The sequence below is a fragment of the Maribacter algicola genome, from assembly GCF_003933245.1.
Lineage (GTDB): Bacteria > Bacteroidota > Bacteroidia > Flavobacteriales > Flavobacteriaceae > Maribacter > Maribacter algicola.
Window position 1 is genome coordinate 900,831 of sequence record NZ_QUSX01000002.1, and the last position, 14,141, is coordinate 914,971.

General features: G+C 40.1%; 13 protein-coding genes. 11 read left to right on the plus strand and 2 right to left on the minus strand.

Annotated elements, in window-relative coordinates; all coding sequences use genetic code 11:
• Positions 1-352 precede the first annotated feature (352 nt).
• From DZC72_RS13210 to DZC72_RS13220, 3 genes are all read left to right on the plus strand, one after another.
• Positions 353-898: a carboxymuconolactone decarboxylase family protein gene (locus DZC72_RS13210; RefSeq protein WP_125223380.1), complete on the plus strand. Its 546-nt coding sequence runs from the start codon at positions 353-355 to the stop codon at positions 896-898.
• A 368-nt stretch (positions 899-1,266) separates the two neighbouring features.
• On the plus strand, positions 1,267-1,695 hold the full coding sequence (locus tag DZC72_RS13215) for a nuclear transport factor 2 family protein (protein ID WP_125223381.1): 429 nt from the start codon (positions 1,267-1,269) through the stop codon (positions 1,693-1,695).
• A gap of 18 nt (positions 1,696-1,713) precedes the next feature.
• Complete coding sequence (locus DZC72_RS13220) at positions 1,714-2,601, plus strand: helix-turn-helix domain-containing protein (protein ID WP_125223382.1); 888 nt, start codon at positions 1,714-1,716, stop codon at positions 2,599-2,601.
• A gap of 690 nt (positions 2,602-3,291) precedes the next feature.
• Here DZC72_RS13220 and DZC72_RS13225 read toward each other — a convergent pair.
• Positions 3,292-3,477, minus strand: a complete 186-nt coding sequence (locus DZC72_RS13225) for a LytTR family DNA-binding domain-containing protein (RefSeq protein WP_125223383.1) — start codon at positions 3,475-3,477, stop codon at positions 3,292-3,294.
• Between the two features lie 108 nt (positions 3,478-3,585).
• Between DZC72_RS13225 and DZC72_RS17990 the strand changes: the two genes are divergently transcribed.
• Both DZC72_RS17990 and DZC72_RS17995 read left to right on the plus strand, forming a co-directional pair.
• Positions 3,586-3,747, plus strand: coding sequence for a hypothetical protein (locus DZC72_RS17990; protein ID WP_243641741.1), 162 nt, complete (start codon positions 3,586-3,588; stop codon positions 3,745-3,747).
• A 45-nt stretch (positions 3,748-3,792) separates the two neighbouring features.
• Positions 3,793-3,927, plus strand: coding sequence for an N-6 DNA methylase (locus tag DZC72_RS17995; protein WP_243641742.1), 135 nt, complete (start codon positions 3,793-3,795; stop codon positions 3,925-3,927).
• Between the two features lie 228 nt (positions 3,928-4,155).
• Here the strand turns inward: DZC72_RS17995 and DZC72_RS13235 are convergent, their stop codons facing one another.
• A complete protein-coding gene (locus DZC72_RS13235) occupies positions 4,156-4,410 on the minus strand; it encodes a hypothetical protein (RefSeq protein WP_125223384.1) in 255 nt (84 codons plus the stop codon).
• A gap of 271 nt (positions 4,411-4,681) precedes the next feature.
• On the opposite strand from DZC72_RS13235, the gene DZC72_RS13240 reads away from it, so the two are divergent.
• The 6 genes from DZC72_RS13240 (at position 4,682) to DZC72_RS13265 (ending at position 14,125) form a co-directional block, all read left to right on the plus strand.
• Positions 4,682-5,584: a DnaJ C-terminal domain-containing protein gene (locus tag DZC72_RS13240; protein WP_125223385.1), complete on the plus strand. Its 903-nt coding sequence runs from the start codon at positions 4,682-4,684 to the stop codon at positions 5,582-5,584.
• Positions 5,585-5,593: 9 nt separating this feature from the next.
• Positions 5,594-5,884: a chaperone modulator CbpM gene (locus tag DZC72_RS13245; protein ID WP_125223386.1), complete on the plus strand. Its 291-nt coding sequence runs from the start codon at positions 5,594-5,596 to the stop codon at positions 5,882-5,884.
• Positions 5,885-6,135: 251 nt separating this feature from the next.
• The gene (locus DZC72_RS13250) at positions 6,136-7,584 is read left to right on the plus strand and encodes a BLUF domain-containing protein (RefSeq protein WP_125223387.1); all 1,449 of its coding nucleotides are present in this window, start codon (positions 6,136-6,138) and stop codon (positions 7,582-7,584) included.
• A gap of 153 nt (positions 7,585-7,737) precedes the next feature.
• A complete protein-coding gene (gene uvrA, locus DZC72_RS13255; RefSeq protein ID WP_125223388.1) occupies positions 7,738-10,572 on the plus strand; it encodes an excinuclease ABC subunit UvrA in 2,835 nt (944 codons plus the stop codon).
• A gap of 9 nt (positions 10,573-10,581) precedes the next feature.
• The gene (locus DZC72_RS13260; protein WP_125223389.1) at positions 10,582-11,268 is read left to right on the plus strand and encodes an LOG family protein; all 687 of its coding nucleotides are present in this window, start codon (positions 10,582-10,584) and stop codon (positions 11,266-11,268) included.
• A gap of 58 nt (positions 11,269-11,326) precedes the next feature.
• Positions 11,327-14,125: a M1 family aminopeptidase gene (locus DZC72_RS13265; RefSeq protein ID WP_243641743.1), complete on the plus strand. Its 2,799-nt coding sequence runs from the start codon at positions 11,327-11,329 to the stop codon at positions 14,123-14,125.
• Positions 14,126-14,141 lie beyond the last annotated feature (16 nt).

The window sequence follows — 14,141 nt, forward strand, 5'->3', positions numbered from 1 at the left end:
TGCCTCTATAAGCTAAAAAAAATCCTTTAAAGAAATTCTTTAATTGGGAGTTTTGCCCGATAACTTCTATTTACAATTCAATTTGAACTATGCACTCACCAATTGACATTCCTATTAATCAGTGAATTGAATTTTACAATTATAGCCAAGGAAACCTTTGAATAGTTTACCTCATTTTCTGACTTTCAATTAAACCATGGTTGTGAATTATCAAGCATAGAAACAGAATTGTCCAACTTTAGAGTACGGGGAAAATCATCCATTCATTGGCGAAAATCGTCCATTTTAAACAATACCCTTCTTCCCCAACTTTGCAATGTCAATAATGACGAACAATTTTAATTTTTATCTCATGGAGAATGTAACTGCAACGGAATTTAAGGTTCCAACACGGGAAGATGTAGCTCCCATCAATCAAGGAATTTTTGACAATCTAAACAAGGCTTTGGGCTTTGTACCGAATCTATATGCTACCATAGCCTATTCGGAAAATGGTCTAAAACGATTTTTGGACTACCAGAACGCAAAGACCTCTTTGAACAACAAAGAAAAAGAAGCCGTAAACCTGGTTGTAAGTCAGGTCAACGAATGTGTTTACTGCCAAAGTGCCCATACAGTTTTGGGTAAGATGAACGGCTTTAATGATGCTCAATTATTGGACATTAGAAAGGGAAGAAGCGACAATCCCAAATTGGATGCCCTAGTGAAATTGGCAGCCGATATTACCTTGAACCGCGGTAAGGCAAAAAACGAAACCGTTGAAGACTTTTTTGCCCAAGGATACACAAAGGAAAATCTTGTAGACGTCATTTTACAGGTAAGTGATAAAACGGCCATGAACTACTTGCACAATCTAACCAAGGTGCCCGTAGATTTCCCCTTGGCAGAAACCTTATAAAATATATGGGAAGTACACATTTGTCTGGTGTACTTCCCATTAAATTTCTAAAATCATCAAAAATGAAAGCATTAAAAAATATGCACTATTTATTCAAGAAAAATCCTGTTCTTACCAAAAGTAAAACTCGGGAATTTGTGTGTCCAAATTGCTGGGGAAGACAGGAATATGGTGGCGAATATTACAAAACCCAAAAAAAGGACCATCCTTCAGTTATGGAACAAAGGAAGGGATGGGTTAGATCCTACGCAGAGCGAAATTTAAAAGGTATGTATCCTAAATACAACATGCCAAAAAAGGCATGCAACGTATGCTTCCAAAGTTATCCTATTAATTGAATCATTTGAACATCAAAACGCTACAAAGAAATGGCAACAGAAATTGAAATCACCAAGAAATATCCCTTACCTCCATTTAACGAGGAAACCGCAAAAATAAAAGTTCAAATGGCGGAAGATGCCTGGAACAGTAAAGATCCTGTTAAAGTGTCCCAAGCGTACACAGTCGATTCCGAATGGAGAAATAGAACACAATTCATCAATGGAAGAAAAGAGATTGTTGAATTCCTGACCCAAAAATGGAAATCCGAAAAGCACTATAAGCTAAAAAAAGAGTTATGGGGTTTTAAGGAAAATAGAATGGCCGTTAGATTTGAGTATGAATTTCAAGATAAATACGACCAATGGTATAGAGCCTATGGAAATGAACTTTGGGAATTTGATGAAAATGGTTTTATGCAGAAAAGATTTGCTAGTATCAATGACCTAAAAATCGAAGAAAACGAAAGAAAACTATAATAAAACCTTCAACCAATTGTGATACCGATAAACAACTATACCCTCATTGAACCAAACTCCGGGAATTTAGCGCTTAAAATCCAACCTTTTGAAATGGAAAATCCTTTTGAGGATACCCAAAGACTGAACCATTATTCCCTTATTTGGATTCAAAAAGGCAGGGGTATACTAACCTCTGAGTTCCATGAATATGAATTTCATGAGAATATGTTGTTGTCCTTTTCGCCCTACCAACCTTTTGCCTTCAAATCTACCGAAGGTCCTACGGGCATCGTTGTCCAATTCCATCCCGATTTTTTCTGTATACACAAGCATCATCAAGAAGTCGCCTGTCATGGCGTATTGTTCAATAATATCTATGACACGCCCTTTGTCCTAGTGGATGGGAAAACCGCAACGAACTTCGAAATTATCATTGAACAACTCAAGGAGGAAATCAAGAAGTCTGATCTGGCCCAATACGAACTATTGATTTCTTATTTAAAAATTTTTTTGATTACGGCATCAAGGCTTAAAAGGGAGCAACAGTCTGCAAAGGAAGAAGCCACTATCAGCAAACAGGAACCTTTTATCCTACAGAACTTAAAGAACTATATAGAGTCACATTACAGAACAAAACATTCCGCGAGCGATTATGCGGATATGCTGGCGATTACTCCCAAGGCCTTATCAAAACTTACCAAATCGCACTTTAATAAAACGTTGACCGACTTAATATCCGAACGCATTATTATAGAAGCCAAAAGGGAACTTTATCTTACCAATAAAACGGTAAAAGAAATTGCCTATGAACTAGGTTATAACGACGAATATTACTTTAGTCGATTTTTTAAGAAAAATGCTGAGGTATCCCCTCAAATTTATAGGGAAACCGTGGGTTTTGACCGAGCCGCGGCGAGTACTTAAGGATTCATACTTTAAAAACCTTATTCGACACCAAAAAATTGAATGATAGAAATTCACACGGGCATTGTCATATTAAATCTCATAAAAAGCCGGAAATTATATTCTTTGTTGGGTTCAAATCATCTATTTTAGGATAGTTTTAAAAGTTGAATCAGAGCACACGCTGCCGCATACGATTTAAGCGAAAAAATGAAGGTTAACCTCTAGGAAGCCCTGTTAATTATGGGTTTATATCGAATTCATAACCCGGAAGCCGAGGGTTCAAGTCCCTATCTCGCTACAAATTAAAACCGTTGATATTGAATTGTTTATACTCAATATCAACGGTTTATTTTTTTTGGTGATTACCGTATACGTTAGCGTATGCGGTTACTAAAAAAATTATATAAAACCCTGTTATTATGAAAGTTACAAATCGAGAACCTTCGAGTTTATATTGTTTTAGTTAACTATAAATTTACCATGACTACCCTAATTTTGAATTATCGGTAAAACGGGATAAACATTTGTTAGTTAAGACTATACCACGTAGCTCATGAGGGGAGCTATCCCTAACGAGTTCATCGAATCAAAATGAATGAAAATAGCTCGAATTCTCTTGTTATGACCGGTACCCAAATACGGGAGGAGGGCAAAGCTTGTACAACGAATTAATTTTATAAGAACCAAGAATAACTTATCCTATTTGATTTATTTAAACAGCAACATGGACTCCAGGATACCGTTTATTTCATTCCTTTTTTGCCTTGACACGGGAATTTCCCTATCATCTTTCATCATCATGGTGTCCCCGTCCCTTTTCCAGATGCCCTTGACAAATTGGGGGTTGATCAAATGGGATTGGTGCACACGCAGGAAGCCATAGTCCTGTAACATTTCCTCAATCTCCTTCAGTGTCCGACAAATGAGCACCTTGTTCCCGCCATCAAAGAAGAGTCTCTATTGAAATTGGGCTATCTCTTCAAACACGCTTAACTATTTTCTATGCTGGTATCAAAAGGAAATACCGATATAGAAAGTGAAAGCAACTATATTCTGGAAGACCTTAAATCTGTACTCAATCACATCGAGCAAAGTAACTTGGGAACGGAATCTGAAGAGGATTTCAATGCACTCTTCGAGGACTTGGATCTCAACTATACATAAATTGGCAGAACGGTAGTAGCGCGTAATGAGATCATTGTAAAGATTTTGACGTACCTAGACAAGATCGATTTCAAATTGGAAGAAATAGAATCAGATGTGTTGGGTGATTCCTATAAATACCTGATTGCAAAATTTGCCGCTGGTGCGGGCAAAACGGCAGGGGAATTTTATACGCACTAACAGGTTTCGAAGATTCTGGCCAAGGTGGTCACCACGGGAAAGACGAAAATACATTCTGTGTATGAGCCCACCCTTGCTATAAAAAAAGCCAAATCCACTGCTAAAAGGCTTCAAACTTGAAAAGATTTAGAGGAAGACTGAAATGGAAGAAGAAAATGGTTCAACCCTTTTCTCAATAATTTTTTGATGCTTAAGGAAGGTATTTTACGTTAAAATACTTTAAAGGAATTACTTTAGTTCAGCTTGCTCCTCCAGTTTAGAAATTTCCGTTACTGTAGATTTTAGTAAGGTTTTCAACTGCTGCTTTTTAATTTTACAATCGACACCGTGCAAATCGAATTTACATCTATGTAACATTCTACGACAATACTCCAATCGAGTAGCTACGGGCAATTTTGATATAGCCTTGTCATATATATCGTCCAGTTGGGCCAAGGGCATGGGTCCAGAGTTCAAAAACCTAAAATATCTAAATATGCGCATGGAAACGGTACCTAACAACTTACTTTTACTGCAACAATAAGCCTGCCAATCTCATTTGCATACATGATATTTTTAATGAATTTTCAAAATTTACGCGCTAAACGTTCCTTTATTGGGAAACGTGCCCACGCTTCCATTATATATCTTGAGTATTCGATTACATGACAAGAATCTAAACAACGAAATGCTCTTCACAAAAAATGCTTTTAGGCACTTAGAATCCATACAATTTGAGTAACTTGAACGAAGGAAAAGACCAGGTACCCAGTATATGAATTTTATAGATTATTATGAGGTTTTAGGATTGGACAAATCTGCTACCGAGAAGGAAATAAAGTCAGCCTACAGGAAACTGGCCCGAAAACATCATCCGGACCTCAACCCAAACAATACGGAAGCCGAAGAAAAGTTCAAGAAGATCAACGAGGCCCATGAAGTTTTAAGCGATCCTGAAAAAAGAAAAAAATACGACCAATACGGAGAGGATTGGCAACATGCGGAGGAGTTTGAGAAAGCCAAATCCCAAAGGCAGGGAAGGCCATCCGGTGGCGGTTACAATGAATATACCTACGCTAGCGGCCAGGACAGTGATTTTTCAGACTTCTTTGAATCGATGTTTGGTGGTGGAGGCGGATTTGGAAGACAACAGGGCAGGGCAAAGTACAGGGGACAGGATTATAACGCAGAGCTCCGTCTGAATCTTTCCGAGGTCATAGAAACCCATAAGCGTACCTTGACCGTAAACGGCAGGAACATTCGCATTACGATTCCCGCAGGAATTGAAGACGGACAAACCATTAAAATAAAGGGCTATGGAGGTGACGGAATATCTGGCGGCCCCAAAGGAGACCTTTACATAACATTCTCCATTTTTAATGACACTACCTTCAAAAGAGAGGGTGACAATCTGTATAAAACCATTGAAATACCCCTGATAAAAGCAGTATTAGGGGGAGAAATAGTGGTTGAAACCTTAACGGGAAAGGTAAAATTAAACGTAAAGCGGGGCACCCAAAATGGTGCTACCGTCAAACTCAAAGGGAAAGGGTTCCCAAAATATAAAAAAGATGGATTTGGCGACTTATTCATTTCCTTTAGCCCTAAGATACCGGAAAATCTGTCTACGGAACAGGAAAACCTTTTTAGGGAACTTGAAAAGTCGGGCCTTAAATAAAATACCATTATGAAAGCTACATTCATACATATTGAAGAATTCTGTACCCACCATAACATAGAGGTTTCGTTGGTTCATCAGCTTGTGGAGCTCGAAATACTTACCCTTGAAAAAGCGGATAATAGGGAAGTCATCGAGTTAAACGAACTGCCAAAACTGGAAAGAATGGTACGTCTTCACCAAGAATTGGAAATTAACCCGCAAGGACTACAAGCCATTGACCATTTGTTAGGGCAGGTTTCAAATCTTCAGGAGGAAGTGCTTAGACTTCGCAGAAGACTGAACAGGTTCGAAAAGTAACCCTTACGTCCAAGTTTACACGTTGGCCTTCCATTTTATTTGTCACATTAAAAATCTTTAACTCATGTGGTTTTTTTTTACGAATCAGAGCGAATCGCTCACCTATGATATCGTATGGCCTGCACAAATCCATTGCCCCATAAAAACCATGCGAGGTTAACGATATCAGGGTCTAGGAAATATTTAATACAGTCAATAACAAAAAATATTTTTAAATTTAACATTTATAAGGCGACCTATTAAAAACCTCTATGCTCCACATAAATTTTGAACATCCTTTTGATCAATTGCGGAAATTGGCACTCAACCTTGGTGCGGATTTTAAGGAATATCAGGATTCAGCTGTTTTAACTTTGGACAATGCTTTGGGCAAGGGCCATGTCACTACATATAGTGTCTTTGAAGGACTGAATGTAAGAATTTACGATATAACCTTTACTGAGGATCTTAACATATCCAAAATGGAGCAAGACCCCTCCATCATCTACTTTCTATATTGTGTAAAAGGTCATTTTTTTCACAGATTTGAAGACCAGGAAAACCCTAATAAAATTCACCCAAGACAAAACGTAATCTTTTCCAGTGCCGCAGAGACTCCCAATATTGTCACCTTCCCCGCCAAGGTCCACTTAAAGCTCAGTGCCATATTCGTTAGGGAAAAAGTTGGTGTCGCAAATTCCAGAAGAAAAACGATTTTGGAATCGGCTTTAGAGGAGATTACAAGTTTTATTCAAAAGGACAAGCCCTTCAGCTATTATGGGGAAATAAGTCCGTTAACTTCAAAATACGCCAACATTCTTATAGAAAACAATCGAATGGATGCCGTAGGTAAATTATTGGTAGAAGGTGCCGTAATAAATACCTTGGCCTCCCAAGTGGAGCATCATGACGCGGACAAGGATGACGTTCAAATTGGATTCCCGCTCTCCAATGCTGAAATCCTCAAGATATCTGAAGTAGCGGAACATATTGCGGAACACATTGACCAATCCTTGAATATTGACCATCTTTCAAAGTTTTTCAGTTTGTCACCAAAAAAACTTCAGGCTGGTTTTAGGCATCTATTTGGGGAAAGCCTGGGCAATTTTATCACACATTTGCGACTGGAAAAGGGAAAGGAGCTTTTACAACATTCGGACTTGACGATTTCGGAGGTATGCTACAAAATAGGCTTTTCTAGCAGAAGCTATTTCTCAAAGACCTTTTCGGAAAGATTCGGACTCTTGCCCAGCAAATTCAAAAGTTCCCTCTCCTCGGATAATCTGATTTATGAACTTACCTATAAATCCACCATGTCAGATACTATACAAATTTCAGATATTGAGGATATCATCGATGAGGCAACCGAAACCAATAAGGAAAACAACATCACCGGGTGTCTTGTTTGCCAAGACAACAACTTCTTTCAATTTTTGGAAGGCCCAAAATCCAACGTGCTCCTTGTTTACGAAAAGATAAAAAAGGACCCAAGGCACTATGACCTGGAGGTACTTACCCGCAAGGTCAATTCGCACCGCTTTTTTCCAAATTGGAGTATGGCCTTACTTTCGGATAAGGATGCGTTGGACCATACATTTAAAAACAGGACCATCAATTTAAATTTGGATACTGCCGGTATTCTTGGCAAGGAAAATGTAAGCATTAGCAGCACCGTTTTTTGGAGACGTGTCCTGAATATGATAAAAGTTTCCAAGTCCTAGTTGAACCTCCATAGCAATGTTTGGGGCCATTCTTTTCCAGGTTCTGTTCAATGAGCAGAAACCAATATTTAAATCCTGATTTGACTAAATATAAATGTCGACCGGTTCTTGTTTCGGTATCAAAATCGTAATTTCGCAACTTTGTCAATTGCTATGATCCACTACGAAGAGAATATTGAGGTAAAGGGCGCGCGCGTTCATAATCTCAAAAACATCGATGTTACCATTCCCAGGGAAAAGCTGGTCGTCATAACCGGCCTTTCTGGAAGCGGAAAATCCTCACTGGCGTTTGATACGATCTATGCCGAAGGACAACGCAGGTATATCGAAACCTTTTCAGCCTATGCCCGACAGTTTTTGGGTGGGCTGGAACGGCCGGATGTTGACAAGATAGACGGTCTATCTCCCGTAATCGCCATAGAACAGAAAACCACCTCCAAATCCCCCAGGTCTACCGTTGGGACAATAACGGAAGTCTACGATTTCCTGCGATTGCTTTTTGCCCGTGCCAGTGACGCCCATAGTTACAATACCGGTGAGAAAATGGTGAGTTACAGTGATGATCAAATAAGAGCGCTCATCATGGAAACCTATGACGGAAAGAAAATCAATATCCTTGCTCCTATCATAAAATCTAGAAAGGGACATTACAGGGAATTGTTCGAGCAAATTGCTAAACAGGGCTTCGTGAAAGTTCGAGTGGATGGTGAAATCAAGGACATCGTAAAGGGTATGAAGGTAGACCGATACAAGACCCATGACATTGAAATAGTCATAGACAGGCTTAAGGTCCAACATAGCGAAGATTTACAGAAACGATTGGCGGAAACCATCAATACGGCCATGTATAGCGGTGATAATGTTTTGATGGTCCTCGAGGAGGGGTCACAAGTCCCAAGGTATTTTAGTAGGGATTTAATGTGCCCAACCACCGGTATCTCCTACCCTAAGCCAGAACCCAATACATTTTCGTTCAACTCCCCAAAGGGCATGTGCCCCAATTGTAATGGGCTGGGACATATCTATGAGGTAAACGAGGACAAAATATTTCCGAATAAAAAACTATCCATTAAAAATGGTGCCATAGCACCCCTTGGTGAGTACAAAAAATCGTGGGCCTTCAAGCAAATAGAAACCATTGCGCAGCGATTTAATTTTGAACTGACGGACCCCGTGGAAAATATCCCCCAGGAGGCCATTGCAATTTTGCTCAATGGTGGCAATGAAAGTTTTGAGGTGGACTCTAAGACCTTGGGCGTAAAAAGGACCTATAAAATCGATTACGAAGGTATTTCCAACTTTATAAAGAACCAGTTCGAGCAAGCGGAATCGACCTCCATAAAGCGATGGGCCAAAGATTACATGGATAAAATCCAATGTCCTACCTGCGATGGCGCAAGGCTAAAAAAGGAATCCCTGTATTTTAAAATCGATGATCGAAACATTGCGGAACTTGCCAATATGGATATTGCTGAGTTGTCAACTTTTTTTGAAGGTCTGGAAAAGACCCTGGAAGGCAACCAATTGAAGATTGCGGAGGAAATCATCAAGGAAATCCGGACCCGGATTCGGTTTCTTTTGGACGTAGGACTGGACTACCTTTCCCTGAACCGTAGCTCAAAATCATTGTCCGGAGGCGAGGCTCAAAGGATTCGCTTGGCCACCCAAATAGGCTCCCAATTGGTAGGTGTACTGTATATTTTGGACGAACCCAGTATTGGCCTACATCAACGGGACAATGCCCGATTGATAAAATCCCTGGAATCCTTAAGGGACATAGGAAACTCAGTCATCGTGGTGGAACACGATAGGGATATGATCGAACGGGCGGACCATGTGATCGACATAGGCCCCAAAGCCGGTAAGCATGGTGGGGAAATTATTTCCCAAGGTGACCCAAAAGACCTAAAAAAACATCATACCCTTACGGCCGATTACATTACGGGTGTAAAGGAAATAAGGGTGCCTAAAAAACGAAGAAAGGGCAACGGTGAGAAAATTGTACTATCAGGCTGTACGGGCAACAATCTAAAAAACATCACCGTAGAATTTCCCTTAGGAAAAATGATCGGGGTTACAGGGGTATCAGGTAGTGGAAAATCCACCTTGATCAATGAGACACTTTACCCCATCATGAACGCCCATTACTTTAACGGGGTCAAAAAACCCATGCCCTATAAAAAAATTACGGGACTCGAGCATGTAGACAAGGTCATCGACATAAACCAATCCCCTATCGGCCGAACACCAAGATCCAATCCCGCTACCTACACGGGTGTATTCAGCGAAATTCGTTCCCTGTTCACAAAAACCCCGGAAGCCTCCATACGAGGTTACAAACCAGGTAGGTTTAGTTTCAACGTGAAGGGAGGAAGGTGCGAAACCTGTCAAGGGGGAGGCTTACGGGTCATCGAGATGAATTTTCTGCCGGACGTTTACGTGGAATGTGAGACATGTAACGGCAAACGTTTTAATAGGGAGACTTTGGAAATCAGGTACAAGGGCAAATCCATATCAGATGTCTTGGAAATGACCATAAACGAAGCCGTCGATTTCTTTGAGGCGATCCCCAAGATCTATAGAAAACTTAAAACCATCCAAAATGTAGGATTGGGCTATATTTCATTGGGCCAACAGTCCACGACATTATCAGGCGGGGAAGCGCAACGCATAAAATTGGCAACCGAACTTTCAAAAAGGGATACGGGAAATACGTTTTATATTCTGGACGAACCCACTACGGGCCTTCATTTTGAGGATATTAGGGTTTTAATGGAAGTTTTGGACAAACTTGTGAATAAAGGAAATACCGTTTTGGTCATTGAACACAATCTGGATGTAATAAAAATGGTAGACCACGTTATTGATATAGGATACGAGGGTGGTCGAACGGGCGGTCAATTAATTGCAGCGGGGACCCCGGAAGATATTTGTAAGGTCGAAGGCAGTTATACGGCAGAGTTTTTGAAGAAAGAATTAAAATTATAAGGCATACACATGAGAAACGAAAAACACCACAAGGGGTGGAACGAGATCAAGACGAACGATTCCTGGGCCATATTCAAGATTATGGGCGAATTCGTGAACGGTTTTGAAAAAATGAGCAAAATAGGACCGTGCGTATCCATATTTGGATCGGCAAGGACCAAGGATGATAATAAATACTATCAACTTGCCGTAAACGTTTCCAAAAAAATAGCGGAAGCAGGCTACGGCATTATCACTGGAGGCGGTCCGGGCATTATGGAGGCCGGCAACCGAGGAGCGCATTTGGCAGGTGGAACTTCCGTAGGACTCAACATAGACCTTCCGTTTGAACAACATGACAATCCATATATCGATGAGGATAAAAGCTTGGATTTTGACTATTTCTTTGTACGTAAGGTCATGTTCGTCAAATATTCCCAAGGATTTGTAGTCATGCCGGGAGGTTTTGGCACCTTGGATGAATTATTCGAGGCCATCACCTTGATCCAAACGAACAAAATAGGTAAATTTCCAATTATCCTAGTAGGAAGTGAGTTTTGGACAGGTCTGTTCGATTGGATAAAAAATACGATGCTATCCTTTGGAAATATAAGTGCGGAAGACCTAGACCTGATTAAAATCGTGGATACTGAGGATGAGGTCGTGGAAATTATCGATGCCTTCTACAAAGGCCATACCCTAAGCCCCAATTTTTAGTTTGAAATTGAAAGGGACATCACGGATAAATACATCAATACTTACCTTGCTATGTTGTGTGGCGAACTGGGTAGCCTATGCACAATACGAAACGAATCTAACCGTGAAGCTAAATGATTTTACCAAAGAGTTGGACATAAAGCAAGAGTTCAACTACTACAACGACTCCAACTATAACCTGGGAATCATTTATTTTAATGACTGGGCACATGCCTACTCAAACAAAAATACGGGGCTAGCAAAAAGATTTGCCCAAGAATTCAAAAGAAGCCTGCACTTTGCAAAAAAAAGTGAACGGGGCTATACTACCATCATCAGTGCCGTAGATGGAGAATATGAAGGTCTTGAATGGGAAAGGACAGATGAGTTTGATATCATAAAATTCAGGTTGAACAAACCTTTACCGCCCCGGGAATCGGTAAAAATAATCATTACTTATAAAGTCCAGCTTCCACCTAACAAATATACGGACTATGGGTACGACAACCAGGGCAATTACTACCTCAAGGATTGGTACCTAACCCCCGCCGTATACGATGGAAAATGGCATCTGTACTCCAATAAGAATTTGGAAGACCTGTATACCAACATGACCAAAACCACCATTGATTTTACATTTCCAAAAGGTCGTTTTTTAAATTCCAATTTCAAGGAAGCCAATAGAACGGAAATGGGCAATAGCCAGCGGGTAAATCTTGTTGCCGAAAATCAAAAAAGCGCTGAAATCTTCTTAACGGTCCAGAATCTCTTTACGACCCACATTACCCCGGAAATGAAAGTGGTGACGAGCATTTCCGCACCCAGATATGATCCTATAGAACAAGGAATATCAATTAACAGAATTACGGATTTCATTGAGAGAAAACTAGGAAAGTATCCCCATGAAAAACTATTGGTAAGTGAATTGGACTACAACAAAGACCCCCTTTACGGCATCAATCAGCTACCTTCCTTTATCAGACCGTACGAACAAAAGTTTCAGTTTGAAATGAAGTTCTTAAAAACGGCCCTGAACGGTATTCTTGAGGAGACCTTGTTTTTGAACCCCAGAAAGGAACAGTGGCTCAACAGTGCCATTGCCAACTACCTCATGATCGAGTATGTTGATGAATTTTATCCCGATCAAAAATTGTTGGGCAACCTTTCGCGTATCTGGGGTGTTAGAAGTTTCAATTTGGCCAAAATGGAATTTAATGAACAATATCCATTTCTGTACAATTTAACGGCACGGAAAAATTTGGACCAAGCGCTCACTACCCCTAACGATTCCTTGATCAAATTCAACCAGAAAATTGCCAATAAATATAAGGCCGGACTGGGATTGGCCTACCTAGCAAATTATATTGGAAAGGAAAAAGTAGACCAGAGCATAAAGACATTTTTTGAGTATTACCAATTAAATAAGGTAAAGATCCTTGATTTTGAATCCATCCTAAAAAGATCCACCGAAAAGGATATCAATTGGTTTTTTAGTGAATACGTATCAACGGACAGAAAGATAGATTTCAAGATAAAAAAGGTTGATAAATCCCAAGACTCCTTGGAGGTAACCATAAAGAACAAGGAGGGAACCAATGTGCCCATAAGTATGTTTGGGTTAAAAAACGACACCGTGGTCTCCAAATACTGGTTCAAGGATATTGAGTCCTTGGAAACCTTTACCATACCCAACAACCAGGAAAATCGGTTAGTGCTCAATTACGATCAAAAGATACCGGAATTCAACCAACGGGACAATTGGAAATCCCTGAAAGGTTTTTTATCCAGTAACAAGAAATTAAAGTTCACTTTTTTCAAGGATTCGGAGAACCCGTATTACAATCAGGTTTTTTATGTGCCAGTCCTAAATTTCAACATTTACGATGGTTGGGTACCGGGCATGCGGCTTTACAACAAAACCCTGTTGGAACGCCCATTTATATATGATTTTGCCCCCTCCTACTCCTTTAGAGAAAACGCCTTTGTAGGGTACGGAAAGTTCAGTTATCGTAAATACCTGAGCAAGAGCGGACTCTACGTTGCCAATTATTCCTTGGGAGGTTCCACATCGCACTTCAATGTGAATTCCAGGTATACTTCCATAACGCCCGCGTTGAGCTTTGGATGGCGGCCCGAGGACCTTATTTCCAATAAAAGACAGGTTTTATCATTTAGGTTTGTGAACATTCTAAGGGACTTTGACGAAAGTCTGATCGACTTGGCCAACGACCCTGATAACCCGGATTACAGCGTATTCAATATCCGATACTTGAATAGGGACAACGATATTCTTGATTATAAATCGTGGTTCCTCGACTTTCAATTGGCCGGAAAGTTCAGCAAACTTTCCTTTGAATACGAATACAGAAAATTGTTCGAGAGCAATAGGCAATTTAATTTTAGATTTTTTGCCGGAAAGTTCTTAAGCAATAATACCAATTCCAATTTTTTCAGCTTTGCACTGGACCGCCCAACGGATTACTTGTTCGATTACAGTTATTTGGGCCGTTCAGAAGATACCGGCATCTACAGCCAACAGATAATAATCGCGGAGGGAGGTTTCAAGTCCTTTTTGGACGAGCGTTACCGGTTTTCCGATAATTGGATGGCCACCGTAAATACCAGCTTTAATCTGTGGAAATGGATAGAATTGTATGGTGACGCAGGATTAGTTAAAAACAATGGCCTCAGTGAAAAGTTTGTATATGATTCCGGTGTGCGCCTTAATTTGGTCACGGATTATTTTGAACTTTATTTTCCCTTGTATTCCAACAACGGGTGGGAAATTTCACAACCGGATTACGGTGAAAAAATACGTTTTATCATTACTGTAAGTCCAAAAACCCTGACGGGCCTATTTACAAGAAAATGGTTTTGAATTGGGAATTTTCAAT